General features: G+C 72.6%; 16 protein-coding genes. 12 read left to right on the top strand and 4 right to left on the bottom strand.

What is annotated here, in order from left to right:
• The first annotated feature begins 19 nt into the window (after positions 1 to 19).
• Positions 20 to 754: an SDR family NAD(P)-dependent oxidoreductase gene (locus tag P2H44_RS07380; RefSeq protein ID WP_275762829.1), complete on the top strand. Its 735-nt coding sequence runs from the start codon at positions 20 to 22 to the stop codon at positions 752 to 754.
• Here the strand turns inward: P2H44_RS07380 and P2H44_RS07375 are convergent.
• Both P2H44_RS07375 and P2H44_RS07370 read right to left on the bottom strand, forming a co-directional pair.
• A complete protein-coding gene (locus P2H44_RS07375; RefSeq protein ID WP_275762828.1) occupies positions 739 to 1746 on the bottom strand; it encodes an NAD-dependent epimerase/dehydratase family protein in 1008 nt (335 codons plus the stop codon). The two genes, P2H44_RS07380 and P2H44_RS07375, sit on opposite strands and share 16 nt — an antisense overlap.
• Positions 1743 to 3728 (bottom strand): oxidoreductase, encoded by a 1986-nt coding sequence (locus P2H44_RS07370; protein WP_275762827.1) that lies wholly within the window; start codon positions 3726 to 3728, stop codon positions 1743 to 1745. Before P2H44_RS07370 ends, P2H44_RS07375 begins: the two co-directional genes overlap by 4 nt.
• Before the next feature lie 230 nt (positions 3729 to 3958).
• Here P2H44_RS07370 and P2H44_RS07365 point away from each other — a divergent pair, with 230 nt between their 5' ends.
• From P2H44_RS07365 to P2H44_RS07315, 11 genes are all read left to right on the top strand, one after another.
• Positions 3959 to 4780 carry a GntR family transcriptional regulator gene (locus P2H44_RS07365; RefSeq protein WP_275762826.1) on the top strand — a complete coding sequence of 274 codons (822 nt, stop codon included), beginning with the start codon at positions 3959 to 3961 and terminating at the stop codon, positions 4778 to 4780.
• A 96-nt stretch (positions 4781 to 4876) separates the two neighbouring features.
• Positions 4877 to 6103, top strand: a complete 1227-nt coding sequence (locus tag P2H44_RS07360; protein ID WP_275762825.1) for an ABC transporter substrate-binding protein — start codon at positions 4877 to 4879, stop codon at positions 6101 to 6103.
• 212 nt (positions 6104 to 6315) lie between these two features.
• Positions 6316 to 7188 carry a branched-chain amino acid ABC transporter permease gene (locus P2H44_RS07355; protein WP_275762824.1) on the top strand — a complete coding sequence of 291 codons (873 nt, stop codon included), beginning with the start codon at positions 6316 to 6318 and terminating at the stop codon, positions 7186 to 7188.
• On the top strand, positions 7185 to 8177 hold the full coding sequence (locus P2H44_RS07350) for a branched-chain amino acid ABC transporter permease (RefSeq protein ID WP_275762823.1): 993 nt from the start codon (positions 7185 to 7187) through the stop codon (positions 8175 to 8177). The genes P2H44_RS07355 and P2H44_RS07350 overlap by 4 nt, the downstream gene beginning before the upstream one ends.
• Positions 8177 to 8923 carry an ABC transporter ATP-binding protein gene (locus tag P2H44_RS07345; protein WP_275762822.1) on the top strand — a complete coding sequence of 249 codons (747 nt, stop codon included), beginning with the start codon at positions 8177 to 8179 and terminating at the stop codon, positions 8921 to 8923. The genes P2H44_RS07350 and P2H44_RS07345 overlap by 1 nt, the downstream gene beginning before the upstream one ends.
• A complete protein-coding gene (locus tag P2H44_RS07340) occupies positions 8916 to 9617 on the top strand; it encodes an ABC transporter ATP-binding protein (RefSeq protein WP_275762821.1) in 702 nt (233 codons plus the stop codon). The genes P2H44_RS07345 and P2H44_RS07340 overlap by 8 nt, the downstream gene beginning before the upstream one ends.
• A gap of 123 nt (positions 9618 to 9740) precedes the next feature.
• Positions 9741 to 10643 (top strand): isocitrate lyase/PEP mutase family protein, encoded by a 903-nt coding sequence (locus P2H44_RS07335; RefSeq protein ID WP_275762820.1) that lies wholly within the window; start codon positions 9741 to 9743, stop codon positions 10641 to 10643.
• A complete protein-coding gene (locus P2H44_RS07330) occupies positions 10640 to 12385 on the top strand; it encodes a hydantoinase B/oxoprolinase family protein (RefSeq protein WP_275762819.1) in 1746 nt (581 codons plus the stop codon). Before P2H44_RS07335 ends, P2H44_RS07330 begins: the two co-directional genes overlap by 4 nt.
• Positions 12382 to 14475, top strand: a complete 2094-nt coding sequence (locus P2H44_RS07325; RefSeq protein WP_275762818.1) for a hydantoinase/oxoprolinase family protein — start codon at positions 12382 to 12384, stop codon at positions 14473 to 14475. The genes P2H44_RS07330 and P2H44_RS07325 overlap by 4 nt, the downstream gene beginning before the upstream one ends.
• Positions 14475 to 15071 carry a cysteine hydrolase family protein gene (locus tag P2H44_RS07320; RefSeq protein ID WP_275762817.1) on the top strand — a complete coding sequence of 199 codons (597 nt, stop codon included), beginning with the start codon at positions 14475 to 14477 and terminating at the stop codon, positions 15069 to 15071. Before P2H44_RS07325 ends, P2H44_RS07320 begins: the two co-directional genes overlap by 1 nt.
• Complete coding sequence (locus tag P2H44_RS07315) at positions 15071 to 16462, top strand: FAD-dependent oxidoreductase (RefSeq protein ID WP_275762816.1); 1392 nt, start codon at positions 15071 to 15073, stop codon at positions 16460 to 16462. Before P2H44_RS07320 ends, P2H44_RS07315 begins: the two co-directional genes overlap by 1 nt.
• 114 nt (positions 16463 to 16576) lie before the next feature.
• Here P2H44_RS07315 and tcuB read toward each other — a convergent pair whose 3' ends face one another.
• A complete protein-coding gene (tcuB, locus tag P2H44_RS07310; RefSeq protein ID WP_275762815.1) occupies positions 16577 to 17695 on the bottom strand; it encodes a tricarballylate utilization 4Fe-4S protein TcuB in 1119 nt (372 codons plus the stop codon).
• Positions 17685 to 19061 carry an FAD-dependent tricarballylate dehydrogenase TcuA gene (gene tcuA / locus P2H44_RS07305; RefSeq protein ID WP_275762814.1) on the bottom strand — a complete coding sequence of 459 codons (1377 nt, stop codon included), beginning with the start codon at positions 19059 to 19061 and terminating at the stop codon, positions 17685 to 17687. The genes tcuB and tcuA overlap by 11 nt, the downstream gene beginning before the upstream one ends.
• Positions 19062 to 19104 lie beyond the last annotated feature (43 nt).

Below are 19104 nucleotides of genomic sequence, written 5' to 3'. Positions count from 1 at the left end.
ACGAAAAGGCGAGGCGGAGATGACGGGCGAACTGGCGGGCAAGGCGGCGGTGGCGACCGGCGCAGGCGGCGACATCGGGCGGGCGATCACGGCCGCGCTCGTGGGCGCAGGGGCGCGCGTGGCGGCGCTGGACCTCGTTGCGCCCGATTTCGACGATCCCGCCGTCCTGCCGCTCGCCTGCGACGTGGCCGACGCGGGCGCGGTGGAGGCGGCCGTGGCGCGGGCGGGGGAGGCCTTCGGGCGGCTCGACATCCTGGTGAACAACGCCGCCGCGCCGACGCCGCTGGGCGACGTCACCCAGATCGCGCCCGCGGACTGGGCGCGCTCGCTCGAGGTGAACCTGACGGGGGCGTATCTCATGTGCCGCTCGGTCGTTCCGTGGTTCCGCCGCGGGGGCGGCGGGGTGATCCTCAACATCGCCTCCCAGCTCGGCCATGTGGCGACGCCGGGGCGGGCGGTCTACTCCGCCTCCAAGGCGGGGCTGATCTCGCTGACCCGGACGCTGGCGCTGGACCATGCGGCCGAGAACATCCGGGCGGTCAGCCTGTCGCCCGGGGCTGTGATGACCGGGCGGGTGATCGCCCAGGCCGGGAGCGCGGAGGCGGCGGAGGCGGCGCTGGCCCCTCTCCACCCCCTCGGACGCCTGGGCTCGGCCGAGGAGATCGCGGCCGCCGCCCTGTTCCTGGTGGGCCCCGGCGCCGCCTTCGTCACCGGGACCGACCTGCTCGCCGACGGCGGCTACACCGCCCGCTGAGCGCCGCGCAGCGCCCCGAAGGCGGCGGGGCCAAGCGCCTCGAGCCATTCGGCGTAGTCCTCGGTCGCGGCCTCGGGGCTCATGAAATCGAAGCCGAAGTCGGCCGCGAAGCGCGCGCCGGAGATCGGCGCGCGGGTCCGGGTCAGGTCGTCGTGATAGGCGAGGTCGCCCTCGTCGGTCGGCGCGTCGGTCATCGACCACTCCGCCGGCATCCGCCGCCCCAGCGCCTCGGCCAGAAGGCAGGGGCGCCAGGTGGCGGAGGCCGAGAGGTTGTAGACGTCGTGGGGCAGGGCCTCGGCCCGCAGCAGGATCGCGAGCGCCCGGGCCACGTCGCGGGCGGAGGTCCAGTCCCGACCGCCCGCCGGCGACATCCGCACCGGCAGGCCGGCGAGGATGCGCCGGGCGGTCTGGAACGGGGGCGAGAGCGTCTCCCGCACGCCGGTGTCATGCTCCCACGGGCCGAAGAGGGCGGTGATGCGGGCGCGCACCGTGGTCAGCCCGTCGCGGGCGGCCTCGGCGACCAGCGCCTCGGAGGCGAGCTTGGTGAAGCCGTAGAGGCCGGCGGGCGTGGGCTCGCGGTCCTCGGTCACGGGGACGCCGGCGAAGGGGGCGAGGCCGTAGACGGCGGACGAGGAGGGGTAGACGAAGCGCGCGACGCCCGCGCGCCGCGCCTCGTCGAGCAGGATCGCGGTCGAGAGGGTGTTGACCTCCACCGCCGTGCGCGCGGGCGTCAACGCGGCGGCGGGGCCCAGCGTGATGGCGGCGGCGTGGACCACGCCCGCCGCGCCCTCGACCGCCTTCGCCATCGCCGCGCGGTCGCGCACGTCGGCGTGGATCACCTCGACCTTGCCGGGCAGGGCGCAGAAGCGGGCGAGCGCCGCCTGCGGCAGGGGGCGGTCGTTGAGGGCGCGGACATGCGCCCCCTCGGTCAGCAGATGCTCCACCAGGTTGAGGCCGACGAAGCCGCCGGCCCCGGTGACGAGATAGGTCATGCGATCTCCCTTGCGGCCTTGTGGCCGGCGTAGACGGCCTCGACCGCGGTGCGCGGGGCGAGCGCGTCGCCGATCTGGACGACGGGCAGGCCTTCGGATTTCAGCGCGCGCCACAGCGCGGGGTCGGAGGCGGCGTGGTCGGCGACGACGACGGCGCTCAGCCCCTCCAGCGTCTCGGTCTCGCCGCAGGACAGGTCCTCGACGGTCAGCGTCGCCCCGTCCCAGCGGGTCGCGCGGCGCAGGGTGCGGATGCGCACCCCGGCCTCGCGCAGGCGCTGCGTGGTGGCGAGGGTGGAATAGATCGAGGTCCGCCAGGCGAAGGCGGCCGGCGCGGTCAGCACCGTGACGGACTTGCCGAGGTCGGCCAGGCGCTCGATGACCGAGATCGCCGTCCACTCCCCGGTCAGGTCCACGAAGGCGATGCGCGGGCCCAGCGCCTCGGGGTCGGAGAGCGCCCGGGTGGGCGAGACGACGGCGCCGCCGCCGGGCAGGGCGGGCTCGGCGAGGCTCGCGCCGGTGGCGAGCAGGATCGCCTCGGCCCCGAAGCCGCGGATCGCGTCGGCGTCGGCGCGGCGGTTGAGCTCCACCCGCACGCCCAGCCGTTCCAGCGCCTTGCGCTGGTGGTCGAGGAAGCGGGCGAAGGCGGCGCGTTTCGGCATCGCCTCGGTCCACAGGAGCTGGCCGCCGAGGCGCTCGCCCGCCTCCCACAGCGTCACGGCATGGCCGCGGGCGGCGGCGGTGCGGGCGGCCTCCATCCCCGCGGAGCCGCCGCCGACGACCAGCACGCGGCGGGGCGTGGGGGCGGGCAGCTCCTCCGGCTCGGCCCACTCGCCTTCGAGGCCCGCCATCGGGTTCACCAGGCAGCGCAGGGGCAGGTTGCGCTCCAGGTTCTGGGCGCAGCCCTGGTTGCAGGCGATGCAGGGGCGGATCTCGTCCTCGCGCCCCTCCAGCGTCTTCTTGACGATGGCGGGCTCGGCGAGGTGGGCGCGCGCCATGGCGACTGCGTCGGCCGTGCCGTCGGCGATCGCGGCCTCCGCCTCGGCGAGCGTGGTGAAGCGGCAGACGGCGAAGACGGGCGCGGCGTGGCCCTCGATGCGCAGGGCGGCGCGGATGCGGGCGGGCAGGGTGCGGAACGGGGCGGGATCCATCGCCATGTCCGCCATCTGCGTCGCGAGCGAATACGACGCGTGATAGGCCGAGTGGGAGACGTTGAAGAAGTCCACCCGCGCGGCCTGCGCGAGCAGGACGGCGGCGCGCTCGGCCTCCTCGATGTGCAGGCCCTCGGGCAGCCATTCCTCGCCCGACAGGCGGACGCCCAGGCACATGTCCGGACCCACCGCCTCGCGCACCGCGCGCAGCACCCGGATCGGGAAGCGCAGGCGGTTCTCGAGGCTGCCGCCATATTCGTCGGTGCGCCGGTTCGACAGCGGAGACATGAACTGCGGCAGCAGGTGTCCGTGGGCCATCTGCAGCTCGATCCCGTCGAAGCCCGCGGCGACGAGGTTGCGCGCGGTCGCCACGTGGGCCTCCACCGCCTCGGCCATGTCCCATTCGTCCATGGCCTTCGGGGGCAGGGCCGTCGCCGACCAGGGGAGGGGCGACGGGCCCCAGGAGACGGTGCGCTCGAAATCCCCCTCCACCTGCCGGCCCAGGTGGATGATCTGGCCCAGGATCTTCGCGCCCTCGGCCTGCACGGCGGCGGTGATCCGGCGGAACGGCTCGATGCAGGCGGGGTCGAAGCCCTGGACGGCCTGCGGGCGGCCCAGCGAATTCAGGTGCACCCGGATCGATTCGAAGATGATCGCCCCCACCCCGCCCCGCGCGCGGGCGACGTGGTAGTCGAGGTGGCGCTGCGAGGGCAGGTGATGCTCGCCGAAGTTGGTGGTGTGGGCGGGCACGACGATCCGGTTGCGGATGCGCAGCGGTCCCAGGTCCAGCGGCGCGAGGACATGGGGGAACGCGCCGGATCGGGGCTGCGGCATCGGGCGGGGATCCTCTGGCAGGCGGGGCGGGCGCCCTGGGGAACGGCAGGTGGGGCGGGCGCCCCGGGGAACGGCGGGCGGGGCGGACGCCCCGCGGAAGCGGTCGATGGGTCCGGACAATAAGAGTGTTGACGGAACCTGTCACCTCTTTCATACAGGATTTGCCTCATCTGCCAGACAGGTCCGATCCGGCCGGCGGCGGAGGCGCTCGGACAGGCGAAGGGCTCCCGTTGCGACAGGCCACCGATCCCCTCAAGACCCAGCGCGTCTACCTGCTGCTGCGCGACCAGATCGTGTCGGGCGAGCTGGCGGCGGGCGCGCGTCTGCCGGGGGAGCCGACGCTGGCCGAGGAGCATGCGGTCAGCCGGGTCACCATCCGCCGGGCGCTGGGGCGCCTGGCCGAGGAGGGGCTGATCACCAAGCGCGCCGGCTCCGGCACCTACGTGCGCGAGGCCGAGCCGCGGGTGCGCGCGGCCATCGCCGACGTCTCCAACGTCTTCTCGAACCTGATCGAGATGGGCCGCACCACCGAGGCGCGGCTGCTGTCCTTCGACTACATGGCCCCGCCCGCGCCGGTGCGCGAGGCGCTGGGGCTGGAGGCGGACGAGCGGGCGCAGCGCTCGGTCCGCGTGCGCCTGGTGGACGGGGCGCCCTTCTCCCACCTCACCGCCCATGTGCCCGAGCGGATCGGGCGCGACTGGAGCCGCGAGGAGATGAACCGCGAGCCCCTGCTGGCGCTGATCGAGCGGGCGGGCTTCGCCGCCGCGCGCGCGACGCAGGAGATCTCGGCCGTGCTCGCGGGGCCGGAGGTGGCCGAGGCGCTCGACGTCTCGGTCGGCTCGCCGCTGGTGGCGCTGACCCGCGTGGTCTTCGGGCCGGGGGAGGAGGCGCTGGAGCATCTCCAGGCGCTCTACCGTCCCGACCGCTACCACCTGTCGATGAACCTGGTGCGCACCGGCGGCGCGGCGGACGGTCGCTGGCGCCCGGCCGCGACGCCCGCGCCTGCGCCCGACGCCGAGGCCGAGATCGAGGCCGAGGCCGCGAAACCCTGAACAAGAAGCGGACCGGGCGGGCCGGGGGGCCTGCGCGCAACCGCCCCGATCCATCCCCCGACAAGAGATGGCGAAAGCCAGCAGGAAGGTGAGCTCATGACGAAGATGACCGGACAAACCCGCCGCGCGGTGCTGAAAGGCGGCGTGGCCGCCGCCGCGGCCGCGACCCTGGGCGCCCCCGCGGTGCTGCGCGCGCAGCCCGCGGCCGTGAAGATCGGCCTGCTTCAGCCGATGTCGGGCTTCCTCGCCCAGGCCGGCGACCTCGCCTCGATCGGCGCGCAGTTCGCCGTCGACGAGATCAACGCCGCCGGCGGCATCAAGGCGCTGGGCGGCGCCCAGATCGAGCTGCTGGTGGGCGACTCGAAGTCGAACGCCGAGGCCGGCGCGCAGGAGGTCGAGGCGCTGAACGAGGCGGGCGTCGTCGCCATCGGCGGCGGCTTCGCCTCGGGCATCACGCTGACCGCGACGCAGGCGGCCTCGCGCTACGACCTGCCGTTCCTGGTCGACAGCGCCACGGCGGATTCGATCACCGGGCGCGAGTTGGCCAACACCTTCCGCCTCGGGCCGAACTTCACCCAGGCGACCGAGGTGGCGCTGGCGAACCTGGTGAAGCTGAACGACGCCGCCGGCAAGCCCGCCAAAACCGTGGCGCTGGTGCACGAGGACGGCCTGTTCGGCTCGGGCCTCGCCAAGGTGATGCAGGAGAAGCTGCCGGGCCTGGGCTTCGAGGTCGTCGAGACGATCTCCCACCCCACGCCCGCGCGCGACATGTCCAACGTGGTGCTGCGCCTGCGCTCGCTGCAGCCGGACCTGGTGATCCCCTCGCACTACTACAACGAGTTCGTCCTGATGGCGCGGACCATGCAGCAGCAGCGCGTGAAGCCCAAGGGCATCTACGCGGTGTTCGGCGGCGCGGCCTCGTCCTACCAGTTCGTGTCGGAGTATCCGGAGGCCGCCGAGGGCGTCTTCGACTGCAACCACTGGGGCGACCCGTCGAACCCCACCGACGCCGCGCTGAAGAAGGCGGTCGAGGACCAGGGCAAGTTCTACGCCTACAACACGCCGATCAACTACTCGGTCATCAAGGTGCTGGCCCAGGCCATCGAGATGGCCGGCAAGGCCGACCGCGCCGCGGTGACCGAGGCGCTGGCGAGCCAGGAGTTCGACTCCGGCGTGATGCCCTACGGCAAGACCAAGTTCGGCGCCGACGGGCAGAACGAGAACGCCCTGCCGCTCAACACCCAGGTCCAGAACGGCGAGATCAAGGTCATCTACCCCGAGGGGATGGCCCAGGCCGAGCCGGTGTTCCCGGTCAACGGCTGACCTGACCCCGCGCCGGGGCCGCGTGCCGGCGGCCCCGGGGCAAGGCGCGGCGCGCGGGGCCCCGCCCGCGCGCCGCCCGACCCCCCATCCGCTCCGCGCGCCGCCCGCCGGCGCCGCGGATCGCCGCCGGACCGGACCCGCCGGGCCCGGGCGGCGCCCTCATTCGCCCCGGGCCGCGCGGCCCGCCCCGTCCTCCTCCGACGCGAGCGCCCATGTATTCGCCCCTCATCGTCGCCGAGGCCCTGCTGAACGGTCTGATGCTCGGCGCCGTCTACGCGCTGATCGCGCTGGGCCTGACGCTGATCTACGGCGTCCTGCACATCGTGAACTTCGCCCACGGCGCGCTGCTGACCGTCGCCATGTTCGGCGTCTGGCTGCTGTTCGAGCATGGGGGCGTGGACCCGTATCTCTCGATCCTGATCCTGGCGCCGGCGATGTTCCTGATCGGCTACGCCGCGCAGCGCTGGATCATCGGCCCGGCCTCCCACGGCTCGGACAACTCGATCCTGCTGGTGACGCTGGGCCTGTCGATCATCATCGAGAACGGCCTGCTGGCGACCTTCGCCTCCGACACGCGCACCATCGACACGCCCTACGCCTTCGCGGTGGTCGAACTCGGCCCCCTGCTGCTGTCCTTCCCCCGCGTGGTGGGCCTGTTCGTGGCGCTGGGCGCGGCCCTCGTCCTGTGGGTGATCCTCGAGCGCACCGACGTCGGCCGCGCCATCCGCGCGGTGGCGAAGGAGAAGCTGGGCGCGGCGCTGGTGGGGATCGAGGTCTCCCACGTCTACGCCGTCACCTTCGCGCTGGGCTGCGCCTGTCTCGCGGTCGCGGCGGCCCTTCTGATGCCGGTCTTCTACGTCTCGCCCACCACCGGGGGCGCCTTCGTGCTGGTCGCCTTCACCATCGTGGTGCTGGGGGGCATGGGCTCGATCGTCGGCGCGCTGGTGGGCGGCCTGCTGATCGGGGTGGTCGAGGCCGCCTGCTCCCTCTTCTTCGGCGACAGCCTCGGGCAGATCGGGATCTTCGTGATCTTCATCCTCGTCCTGCTGTTCCGCCCCACCGGCCTGTTCGGAGCCCGCACGTGAGCGCCCGCGACCTCCTCCTCCCGCTGATCGCGGTTCTCGTCCTGGGGGCGCTGGCCTTCGCCGGCCTGCCGGGGACGCTGCTGAACCTGCTGATCTTCATGATGATCATCGCGCTGGCGGCCCAGGGCTGGAACATCCTGGGCGGGTTCGGGGGGCTGAGCTCCTTCGGCCACGCGGCCTTCTTCGGGACCGGCGCCTACACGACCGTGATCCTTCAGACCTCGCTGGGGGTGAACGCCTGGCTGGGGCTGCTGGCGGGCGTGGCGCTGGGCGCGGCGGTCGGGGCGGGCATCGGCTTCCTCAGCTTCCGCTCGGGCCTGCGCGGCTCCTACTTCGCGCTGATCACGCTGGCCTTCGCCGAGGTGCTGCGCATCGCCTCCAACGCCTCCGAGATCACCGGCGGCGCGGCGGGCATCCTGCTGCCGCTCGACTACGGGTTCCTGAACCTGCAGTTCGAGGATCGCCGCTGGTTCGCGCTGCTCGCCGTCCTCTTCGTCGGCGCGGCCCTGGTGCTGGCCCGCTGGATCGAGCGCTCCCGCTTCGGCGCCTACCTGATCGCGATCCGCGAGAACGAGCAGGCGGCCCAGGCGCTGGGCGTGGACGTGTTCCGCGTGAAGATGGGGGCGATCACCCTCTCGGCCGGCTGCACGGCGCTGGCGGGGGTGCTCTATGCGCAGAACTACCTCTTCATCGACGCCCATGTCGCCTACGGGGCCTGGATCTCGATCGAGGCGCTGTTCGCCGCCATCGTCGGGGGGCTGGGCACCATGTTCGGCCCGCTGGTCGGCGCGGTGGCGCTGCTGGGGCTGGGGGAGATCACCAAGATGGTCTCCGGCGGCGTGCCGGGCGTGGACCTGCTGGTCTTCGGCGCGATCCTGATCCTGACCGTCGCCTTCGTGCCCGGCGGCCTGATGAGCCTGCGCGAGCGGCTGACCGGCCGCCGCCGCCCCAAGGGCGAGACGGCACTTCGTTCCGAGGAGGGCGCGTGATGCTGAAGGTCGACGGACTGACCAAGCGCTTCTCGGGCCTGGTGGCGGTGGACGACGCCTCGCTGACCGCGCCAGAGGGCGCAATCACCGGACTGATCGGCCCCAACGGCGCGGGCAAGACCACGCTCTTCGCCATGGCGGCCGGGTTCCTCAAGCCCGACGCCGGCACGGTGACCTTCGCCGGAGAGGACGTCACCGCCGAGGCCCCGCACCTGCGCGCGCGGCGCGGCATGGCCCGCACCTTCCAGATCGTGCAGCCCTTCGCGGGCCTCACGGTGCGCGAGAACATCGCCGTCGGCGCCCACCTCCACCACCCCTCCCGCGCGGACGCCATGGCCAAGGCCGAGGCGGTCGGGCGCCGCGTGGGGCTGGAGCGGGACCTCGACCGCGCCGCCGCCGGCCTGACGGTGGCGGGGCGCAAGCGTCTGGAGCTCGCCCGGGCGCTGGCGACCCAGCCGAAGCTGCTGCTGCTGGACGAGGTGCTCGCCGGCCTCAACCCCTCCGAGATCCGGGACATCCTGCCCGTGATCCGCGCCATCCGGGACGAGGGCGTCACCATCCTGATGATCGAGCACATCATGCAGGCCGTCATGAACCTGTGCGAACACGTCTACGTCCTGGCGCAGGGAAAGATGATCGCCGAGGGCCCGCCCCTCCAGGTCTCCCGCGATCCGCAGGTGGTCGAGGCCTATCTCGGCCACGGCGCCGCCGCCCGGATGCAGGCCGCGGGAGGCGCCGATGCTTGAGGTCCGCGATCTGCGCGCCGGCTACGGCGGCACCGAGGTGCTGCGCGGCCTGAACCTCTCGGTCGGCTCGGGCGAGGTGGTGGCCGTGCTCGGCTCCAATGGCGTGGGCAAGACCACGCTGAACATGACCCTCTCGGGCCTGGTGAAGCCCTGGTCGGGCGAGATCCTGTTCGAGGGCGCGCCCCTGCACGGCCGCAAGCCGTCGGAGATCGTCACGGCCGGCCTCGTCCACGTCCCCGAGGGCCGCAAGATCTTCCCGAACCTCACGGTGCTGGAGAACCTGGCGCTGGGCGGCTACCGCCGCTCGAAGACCGGCCGGAACACCAACATCGAGCGGGTGTTCCGCACCTTCCCCCGCCTGAAGGAGCGCATGAAGCAGGCCGCCGGCACCCTTTCGGGCGGGGAGCAGCAGATGCTGGCCATCGGCCGCGGCCTGATGAGCGAGCCGAAGCTGCTGATCCTGGACGAGCCCTCGCTCGGCCTCTCGCCCCTGCTGGTCGAGGAGATGTTCGGCCTGATCCAGACGCTGGCCGCCGACGGCCTGCCGATCATGCTGGTCGAGCAGAACGTGGTGCAGTCGCTCGAGGTCGCCTCGCGCGCCTACATCCTGGAGAACGGCCACGTCGTCCTCTCGGGCGCGGCGGCCGACCTTCGCGACGATCCGGAACTGAAGCGGGCCTACCTCGGACTCTGAGGGCGGCCTGCGACGGGCGGGCAGGGGGCCGGGCCCCCGCCGCCGGTCGGGGCCGGCAGGCCCCGACGAACACGCCGCCCCGGGGCGTTCCCGTGGACGCGGCGAAGCAAGAGGAACGAACGCATGAGCCTCAGGGACCGCCTCCAGCAGTCAGGCGCCGTCGTCGCGCCGGGGGTCTACGACGCGCTCTCGGCCTCGATCGCGCAGGCCGCAGGCTTCGAGGCGATCTATCTCTCCGGCGCCGGCATCGCCTACACGCGGCTGGGCCGGGCGGACATCGGGCTGGTCTCGATGAACGAGGTCGCCGAGGTGATTTCGCTGGTCCGCGACCGCGTCTCGATCCCGATGATCGTGGACGGCGACACCGGCTACGGCAACGCCATGAACGTCGAGCGCACCGTGCGCCTGTTCGAGCGCGCTGGCGCCACCGCCATCCAGCTCGAGGATCAGACGACTCCGAAACGCTGCGGCCACCTGCGCGACAAGTCCGTCACCTCGCCGGGCGAGATGATCTCCAAGATCAAGGCGGCGGTGGACAGCCGCGTCTCGCCCGAGACGCTGATCGTCGCCCGCACCGACGCCCGCGCCGTCGAGGGGCTGGACGCCGCCATCGAGCGCGCCGCCCGCTACGCCGAGGCCGGCGCCGACGTCCTCTTCGTCGAGGCCCCCCGGTCCCGCGCCGAACTGGAAAAGATCGTCGCCGAGCTGGGCGCGAAAGCCCCGCTGCTCGCCAACATGGTCGAGGGCGGCCAGACCCCGATTTCCTCGGCGCAGGAGCTGGGCGAGATCGGCTTCTCCATCGCCATCTTCCCCGGCGGCGTGGTCCGCGCCGTGGGCAAGACGATGATCGACTACTACGGCTCGCTCGCCGCCCATGGCTCCAACCAGCCGTTCCGCGAGCGGATGTTCGACTTCGACGCCCTCAACGAGGTCATCGGCACCCCCGACATGCTGGCCCGCGGCGAGGCCTACGAAGCGCTCGCCGCCGAGGCCGACGCCCGCAATTCGCAGGAGAGCAAAGCGTGACCGACGCCGCCATCGCCCTCGACCCGGTCACCCTCGCCGTCCTGAAGGGCCGGCTGGAGCAGATCGTGGACGAGATGGACGCGACCCTCTACCGCTCCGCCTTCAACCCCACCATCGCCGAGGCCAAGGACGCCTGCCACGGCATCTACGACCCCGTCACCGGCGACACGCTGGTGCAGGGCGCCAACGGCCTGCCGATCTTCGTCGGCGCCATGGCCTTCGCCGTGCGCGCGGTGATCGCGAAGGTGGAGAAGGAAGGCGGCCTCGCCGAGGGCGACGTCTTCATCTTCAACGACCCCTACGACGGCGGCACCCACCTCAACGATTTCCGGCTGGTGCGCCCGATCTTCCGCGAGGGGCGCCTGTTCGCCTGGATGGCCTCGGTCGGCCACTGGCTCGACATCGGCGGCAACGTGCCGGGCGGCTACAACCCGAAAGCCGTCGAGAGCTTCCAGGAAGGGGTTCGCTTTCCTCCCGTGAAACTCTACCGCAAGGGGGAGGTGCAGACCGACATCATCGCGATGCTGGAGGCGAACTCCCGCCTGCCGATGTCGAACTGGGGCGACCTCAACGGCCAGCTCAACGCGCTCGACCTCGGCGAGAAGCGCCTGCTGACGCTGCTGGACGAATACGGCGACGCGACCATCGCCGCCGCCTTCGAGGCCTTCTCCGACCGGGCCGAGGCGCTGATGCGCGCCTCCATCGCCAAGATCCCCGACGGGACCTATTCGTTCGAGGACGTGCTGGACAACGACGGCATCACCGACGTGCCGCTGACGGTCGCCCTCGACGCGACCATCGCGGGCGAGACGATGCGGCTGGACTTCTCCCGCTCCTCGGCCGCTTGCCAGGGGCCGATCAACATCTCCCGCTCGACCACGGTCGCGGCCTGCTACGTGGCGCTGAAGCATGTCTTCCCCGACGTGCCCGCCAACGCCGGCTGCCTGCGCCCGATCAGCTTCGAGATCGTCGACAACTCCATCCTCGGCGCCAATGCGCCCAAGCCCGTGGCGGGCTATACCGAGACCATCCTGCGCCTGATCGGCGTGGTCTTCGGCGCGCTGGCGCAGGCCGACCCGGACCGCGCGCTGGGCGGCCCGTTCGGCACGATCAACGCGCTCTCCATCGCCGGCCACCGTCAGGACGGCTCGCGCTGGGTGATGTTCTCGTTCTTCGGAGGGGGCCTCGGCGGCTCTCCCGCCTCGGACGGGCTGAACCATGCCAACAACCCGATCTCCACCGCCACCATCCCGCCGGTGGAGATCCTGGAGGCCGCCTACCCGGTCTGCTTCACCCGGTGGGCGCTGCGCGACGGCTCCGCCGGCGCGGGCGAGCACCGGGGCGGCGTGGGCGCCGTCTACGAGGTCGAGCTCCTGACCGACGCCGACGTCTCGCTGCTGGGCGAGCGCGGCAAGGCCCCGCCCTTCGGCGTCGCCGGCGGCAAGCCCGCCGAGGTCAACGCCTTCTTCTGGCAGACCGACGACGGCGAAAAGTCCCCGCCCATGGTCTCCAAGATCACCGACCTTCGCCTGAAGGCCGGCCGTCGCATCCGGCTCGAGACGCCCGGCGGCGGCGGCTGGGGCGATCCCCTCGCCCGGGACCCGAAGGCCGTCGCCCGCGACGTGGCGCTGGGCTTCGTCACGCCTGAGCAGGCCCGCGCCGACTACGGCGTCGCGCTGACCGAAACCGGCGAGGTCGACGCCTCCGCCACCCGAGCCCTGCGCGCCGGAGCCGCCGCGTGAACAAGGTGCACCCCGTGACCGAGACCCAATCCCCCCCCCGCGTCGGAACCATCGTCGGCGTCGACGTCGGCGGCACCTTCACCGACCTGTTCTACTTCGACGAGGCCAAGCGCGAGTTCCGCACCGGCAAGGTCCCCTCGAACCGCGGCGACGAGGCCGTGGGCTTCCTCGAGGGCCTGAAGGGCTTCGGGGCGCTCGCCGACCTCGACAGCATCGTCCACGGCACCACCGTCGGCACCAACGCGCTGCTGGAGCGCAAGGGGGCGAAGGTCGGCCTGATCACCACCCGCGGATTCCGCGACGTGCTGGAGATGCGCCGTCGCGACCGCCGCGCCACCTGGGGCCTGACCGGCGACTTCATCCCCGTCGTCGAGCGCGATTTCCGAATGGAAGTCGGCGAGCGGGTGCTCGCCTCCGGCGAGATCCGCGAGGCGGTGGACGCCGAGGAGGTGAAGGCCGCGGCCCGGGCCCTGCTCGACAAGGGCGCGCAGGCGCTCGCCATCGTCTTCATGAACGCCTACGCCAATCCCGCCAACGAGATCGCCGCCATCGAGGCCGCCCGCGAGGTCTGGCCGAACGAGCATCTCGAGCGCTCCTCCGCCATCCTCCCCGAGATCCGGGAGTTCGAGCGGACGTCTACAACTGCCCTGAACGCCTACCTCCAGCCCGGCGTCGGCTCCTACCTCGCCAAGCTGGAAGGGGCGCTGGAGTCCGAGGACTTCGCCGGCAAGTTCCACATCGTGCAGTCGAACGGCGGCGTGATGTCTACCGAGGTCGCCAGGCGCCTGCCGGCCCGCACCGCCCTCTCCGGCCCCGCGGCCGGGGTGATCGCGGCGGCGGCCATCGCCGAGGCCGCGGGCTTTCCGGACGTGATCACCGGCGACCTCGGGGGGACCTCCTTCGACGTGTCGCTGATCACCGGGGGCAAGACGGCGCTGGCGGCGCAGACGACGGTGGACTTCGGCCTCGTGATCCGCACGCCGATGATCGAGATCACCACCATCGGCGCCGGCGGCGGCTCCATCGCCCATGTGGACGCGGGCGGCCTGCTGCAAGTGGGGCCCGAGTCCGCCGGCTCCCGCCCCGGTCCGGTCTGCTACGGGCAGGGCGGCGACCGCCCGACCCTGACCGACGCCAACGTCGTGCTCGGCCGGATCAACGCGGACCGGCCCATCGGCGGCAAGCTGGACCGGCTGGACGTCGAGGCCGCCAAGGCCGCGATTGAAGAACATGTCGCCGGCCCGCTGGGCCTCGGCGTCATGGAGGCCGCGGAAGCCATCGTCCGCGTTGCGGATGGAAAAATGGCCGGCGCCATCCGCCTGATGTCCATCGAGCGGGGCCACGATCCCTCCCGCTTCGCGGCCGTCCCCTTCGGCGGCGGCGGCGCGCTGCATGCCGGGGCGCTGATCAAGGACTTGGGGCTGAAGGCGGCGCTGGTGCCCCGCTACCCCGGCGTGACCTCGGCGCTCGGCTGCGTGATCGCCGACATCCGCCACGACCAGGTGCAGACGGTGAACCTCGGCCTGCAGGGGATCGACGCCCCGGCGCTCGCCGCCCGCATGGCCGAGGAGGCCGCCTCGGCCCGCGCCGTGGTCGAGGCCGCCCGCCTCTCGGTCGAGCGGATCGACACGGTGTTCGAGCTCGACATGCACTACGTCGGCCAGACCCACACGCTGGCGGTGCGCCTGCCGGCCTCGCTGGGCCAGACCGCCGAGGGGCTGACCGAGGCGATGATCGCCCAGGCCTTCGAGGAGGCCTACCAGGCCAGCTTCTCGCGCCTGCTGCCGGGCGTTCCGATGCGCATCGTCAACCTGCGCACCTCGGCCATCGGCGTGCGCCCGGGCTTCGACCTCGCGGCCCTCGCGCCCTCGGGCGAGAAGACTGCGGAGGAGGCGAAGACCGGTTCGCGTCCCGTCTGGTTCGCCGGCGCCTGGCACGAGGCGGCGATCTACGCGCGCCTCGACCTGCCCGTCGACGCGGTGGTCCCTGGCCCCGCGATCCTCGAGCAGCCGGACGCCACGGTGGTGGTCGACCCCGACCTCGCCGCCCGCATCGACCGCTTCGGCAACGTGATCGTGGAGCGCAAGTGATGGACCTGTCCAAGACCGCCCTGCTGACCGTCGACCTGCAGAACGACTTCCTGCATCCCGACGGCGCCTACGGCCGGGCGGGGCAGGGCGCGCCCGAGATCGCGGCTGTTCCCGCCCGCCTCAAGCCGCTGGTGGACCTGCTGAAATCCAAGGGGGGCTGGTTCGTCTCGACCCAGTTCACCCTGGTCCCGGTGCGGGGCGAGCCGATGATCGCCCCCCACCTCAAGCAGCTGCGCCCCTTCCTGCGCGCCGGCGACTTCGCCCCCGGCAGCTGGGGCAACCAGCTGGTCGACGAGCTCGGGCCGGCGGACGTGGTGGTCGAGAAGATCGCCTATTCCGCCTTCTACCAGACCCGCATGGAATGGACCCTGCGCAAGCTCGGCATCGAGCACCTGCTGGTCGCCGGCATCGTCACCAACGGCGGGGTCGCCACCACCTTCCGCGCCGCCCACGTGCGGGAGTTCGACGCGATCCTGCTCGAGGACGGCTGCGCCGCCTTCTCCCAGAAGACCCATGACGAAGCCGTCCAGGCCCTGCGCCCCGTCGGCCGCGTCGCCTCCATCGCCGAGATGACCGCCGAAATCGAGGCCCTGTGATGCCCGACGTCCTCCCCGCGCCCGCCTCGTTCGAGACCGAGGTCCCCGCGCTGATCGTCGGCGCCGGCGCCGCCGGCCTGACCGCGGCGCTGGCCCTGCGCGGGGAGGGCGTCGAGGTCCTGGTGCTGGAACGGGACTCGGTTCCGCGAGGCTCCACCGCCCTCTCCGCCGGCCTGATCCCCGCGCCCGGCACCCGCTGGCAGGCGGCGGCGGGCGTGGAGGACGCGCCCGCGGCCTTCGTCGCCGACATCCTCCACAAGGCCCATGACGAGCCCGACCCCGCCCTCGCCGCCCTGATGGCGGAGGAGGTCGGCCCGGCGCTGGAATGGCTCGCCGACGCCCACGGCCTGGATTTTTCGCTGGTCGACAACTTCCGCTATCCCGGCCACTCGGCGCTCAGGATGCACGGCCTGCCGTCCCGCTCGGGCGAGGAGCTGGTCGACCGCCTCTCCCGCGCCGCCGAGTCTGCGGGCGTGGACATCCTGACCGAGGCGCAGGTCGTCGCCCTCTACGTCGACGGCGAAACCCTCCGCGGCGTCCGCTTCACCCGCCCGGACGGGAGTGCCGAGGACGTCGGCTGCCGCGCCCTGATCCTCGCCTGCAACGGCTACGGCGGGAACAAGGCGCTGGTGGCCGAGCACATCCCCAGCCTGCGCGACGCGCTCTACTTCGGCCACCCCGGCAACCAGGGCGAGGCGATCCTGTGGGGCGAGGCGCTGGGCGCCGCCTCCCGCCACCTGGGCGGGCACCAGGGCCACGGCTCGGTCGCGCACCCGGCGGGCATCCTGATCACCTGGGCGACGGTCATGGAGGGCGGGTTCCAGGTGAACCTCGAAGGACTGCGGTTCTCGAACGAGGCCACCGGCTACTCCGAACAGGCCGCCCGGGTGCTGACGCAAGCCCAGGGCCTCGCCTGGACGATCTTCGACGCCCGCATCGCCGGCATCGCCGCGCAGTTCGAGGATTTCCGCCGCGCCCAGTCGCTGGGCGCCATCGTCGAGGCCGACGACCTCGCGACGTTGGCCGTCCGCATCAAGGTTCCGCCCGAAGCCCTCGCCGCCACCCTCGCCCAGGTCGAGGCCGCCAAGCGGGGCGAGGCCGAGGACCCGTTCGGCCGCCCGCTGCAAGGCGTGGCCCCCCTCGAAGCCCCCTACCGGGCGGTGCGGGTGACCGGCGCGCTGTTCCACACCCAGGGCGGCCTGGTGGTGGACGGCGAGGCCCGCGTCCTGCGCCCGGACGGAGCGGTCATCCCCGGCCTCTACGCCGCCGGCGGCGCCGCCTGCGGCGTCTCCGGGGCGGGGGCCGAGGGCTACCTGTCGGGCAACGGCCTGCTGTCCGCGATCTCGCTGGGGCGCGTGGCGGGCAGGGCGGCGGCGAAGGCGCTGGCCTGAGCGCGGGCCGCCCGCCGCACGGGCGCGCCCCGGGCTCGACCCTGGGCCTCTCGCGGTCCGCCGTGGCCGCGACGGGTCGGGGCGAGGCCCCGGGTCAGGCCCGGGGCGCGCCGCTCATCCCCGCGAGGGATCCTCGCGCCGCCAGCGGGCCAGCGCCAGGTAGCGGTAGAGCCCGTGGACGAACTTGCCGTAGGGCATCGACAGGAACAGCGCCAGCACCGCGCCCAGGTGCAGCGCCAGCATCGGGCCCAGCAGCGGGGTCGAGCGCAGCGCCATCAGCGCCAGCCCGCTCGCCCCGGTCAGCAGCAGGATGGCGAGGAACCCGACCTCCATCGAACGGAAGCGGGGGTCGAGCAGGTCGGGCAGGCGCTTGGCCTTCGCTCTCAACAGGCCGATGGGGCCGATCACCAGGCCGACGCCCCCCAGCGTGCCGAGGATCTTCGGCAGGTCCCACAGCGGGTAGGGCGCGGGCCGGTCGAGGACGTAGTGATAGACCGTCGCCACCGAGGTCGAGGCCAGGCACAGCAGGAACCCGTAGAAGGTGAAGTGGTGCCACAGGCGACGGTTGTCGTCGGGCTGGTCGTCGTCGTTCATGCAGCCCATGCCGCCGCCGTCGAGATAGCGCAGCGTCGCCGCGTCGTGCCCCGCGCGCCCCAACGCCAGTCCATCGACCGGGGTCCCGGTCGCCTTCCAGAACGACCGCGCGCCCATGAAGACCGCCAGCAGCATCCACAGGAACGCCGCGCCGAACAGCCCGACCATCGCCGAATGGGGCATCAGCGCGTAGAAGAGATCGGGCGAGCGGTGCGCGCTCCACAGCGCCCCCGGATCGCCCGCCGCGATGAAGCCCGCGAGGAACAGGGCGGCGGCCAGCGCCACGCCGATCGCCAGCGCCGCTCCGTGGCGGCGGAACAGCGGGCGCAGCGCGCCCGGCCAGGCGTGCGCCTCGTAGCTGTCGTTCCTCACCTTCGCCAACACAGCCGGCACGTTCACGTCGAACTCGTGCGGCGGCGAGAACTGGCAGTCGTGGTAGCAGGCCCCGCAGGAATGGCAGAGGTTCGCGAGATACTGCAGGTCGCCGTCCGACCAGGCCCGGCGCAGCTCCATGGCGGGGAAGACGGCGCACAGCCCCTCACAATAGCGGCAGGAGTTGCACACGGTCATCAGCCGCTCGGCCTCGGCGAGGTTGGGATCGCGCAGGCCCGCGTCGGGGGAGGGGAGATCAAACGACATTCGCGGCCTCCGTGCCGGCGATGCGCCCGAAGACGGCGCCGATGGTCATGCCGATGCCGGCGGCGTAGCCCTGGCCCAGCACGTTGCCGGCCATGATCTCGCCGGCGGCGAAGAGGTTCTTGGACGGGGTCCCGTCGGCCATCACCATGCGCGCCTGCGCGTCCACCTTCACGCCCAGGTAGGTGAAGGTGATGCCGGGACGGACGGGGTAGGCGTAGAAGGGCGCCGTCTCGATCCGCTGCGCCCAGTTGGTCTTCTCGATCGCCAGCCCCTGCGTCCGGTTCCCGTCCAGCTCGGTGTGGTCGAAGGGGCGGCCGCCCACCACGGCGGCGTTGAACTCCGAGAGGGTCGCGTCCAGCGCGGCGGGGTCCAGGCCCAGCTTCTCGGCCAGCTCCGGGATCGTGGGGGCGGAGATCGCGGGGAACAGCGAGGGCATGAACCGCTCGAGGTTCGGGGCGTCGAAGACGATCCAGGCGATCTGGCCCGGCTGGTCGGCCACCAGCCGCCCCCAGATCGCGTAGCGCTTGGGCCAGATGTCCTCGCCCTCGTCGTAGAAGCGCTGCGCGTCGGCGTTCACCACGATGCCGAAGACCACGCAGTCGAGCCGGGTGATGATGCCGCCGTCATAGCGCGGCGCGCGGGCGTCGATGGCGACCGCATGGCACTGGGTGGGATCGCCGATCTGCATCACCCCGCCCTCGATCAGCATCTTCGTGACCGTGCCGCGGTTGTAGGGGGTGCCGCGGATCAGGAAATTTTCCGCCCGCTCGCCCCAGCCTTCCTTCAGCCACTCGAAGTTCGACTCGAAGCCCCCGCAGGCGGCCACGAAAGCGCGGGCCTCGATACGCTCCTCGCGGTCGCCCTGCCGGACCATGGCGGCGCGTAAGCGGGGGCCGTCGAGGTCCAGCCCCACCACCTCCGCCTCGTATCGCACCTCGACCCCCAGCCCCTCGGCCGTGCGGTAGAGGGCGTTCAGCATCGACCGCCCCCCGCCCAGGAAGAACGAGTTGGTGCGCCCCAGGCTGAGCGTGCCGCCCAGCGAGGGCTGGAAGCGCACCCCCTGCTCCTGGATCCAGCCCAGCATGTCCTTCGATTCGCGGATCATCATCTGCGCGAGCTCGGGCGTGGTGTTGCCCTGGGTGACCCGCATCAGGTCGTCGAGGAATTCCGCCTCGGGGTAGGGGCCCGACAGCGTGTCGGTGGCCGCATCATGGGCGCAGCGCATGTTGCGGGTGTGGCGGGTGTTGCCGCCGCGGTAGAATTTCGGCGCCGCCTCGACCACCAGCACCGAGCGTCCCGCGCGGCGCGCCGCGATCGCCGCGCACAGCGCCGCGTTGCCGCCGCCGGCCACCAGCACGTCCCACATCCGCGGCTCTCCTCCCGCCCTCGCCGTCTTCCGGCCGTTGGGG

The organism is Albimonas marina (genome assembly GCF_029223255.1).
GTDB lineage: Bacteria > Pseudomonadota > Alphaproteobacteria > Rhodobacterales > Rhodobacteraceae > Albimonas.
Note: the sequence above shows the minus strand (reverse complement) of the source record. Positions and strands in the feature narration are given on the sequence as shown.

What these genes read in the sequence shown, in the direction of transcription:
- tcuB (WP_275762815.1), bottom strand. Translation starts at nt 17,695, where the DNA reads ATGTCGTTTGATCTCCCCTCCCCCGACGCGGGCCTGCGCGATCCCAAC.
- P2H44_RS07335 (WP_275762820.1), top strand. Translation starts at nt 9,741, where the DNA reads ATGAGCCTCAGGGACCGCCTCCAGCAGTCAGGCGCCGTCGTCGCGCCG.
- P2H44_RS07320 (WP_275762817.1), top strand. Translation starts at nt 14,475, where the DNA reads ATGGACCTGTCCAAGACCGCCCTGCTGACCGTCGACCTGCAGAACGAC.
- P2H44_RS07375 (WP_275762828.1), bottom strand. Translation starts at nt 1,746, where the DNA reads ATGACCTATCTCGTCACCGGGGCCGGCGGCTTCGTCGGCCTCAACCTG.
- P2H44_RS07360 (WP_275762825.1), top strand. Translation starts at nt 4,877, where the DNA reads ATGACGAAGATGACCGGACAAACCCGCCGCGCGGTGCTGAAAGGCGGC.
- P2H44_RS07345 (WP_275762822.1), top strand. Translation starts at nt 8,177, where the DNA reads ATGCTGAAGGTCGACGGACTGACCAAGCGCTTCTCGGGCCTGGTGGCG.
- P2H44_RS07340 (WP_275762821.1), top strand. Translation starts at nt 8,916, where the DNA reads ATGCTTGAGGTCCGCGATCTGCGCGCCGGCTACGGCGGCACCGAGGTG.
- P2H44_RS07380 (WP_275762829.1), top strand. Translation starts at nt 20, where the DNA reads ATGACGGGCGAACTGGCGGGCAAGGCGGCGGTGGCGACCGGCGCAGGC.
- tcuA (WP_275762814.1), bottom strand. Translation starts at nt 19,061, where the DNA reads ATGTGGGACGTGCTGGTGGCCGGCGGCGGCAACGCGGCGCTGTGCGCG.
- P2H44_RS07315 (WP_275762816.1), top strand. Translation starts at nt 15,071, where the DNA reads ATGCCCGACGTCCTCCCCGCGCCCGCCTCGTTCGAGACCGAGGTCCCC.
- P2H44_RS07370 (WP_275762827.1), bottom strand. Translation starts at nt 3,728, where the DNA reads ATGCCGCAGCCCCGATCCGGCGCGTTCCCCCATGTCCTCGCGCCGCTG.
- P2H44_RS07355 (WP_275762824.1), top strand. Translation starts at nt 6,316, where the DNA reads ATGTATTCGCCCCTCATCGTCGCCGAGGCCCTGCTGAACGGTCTGATG.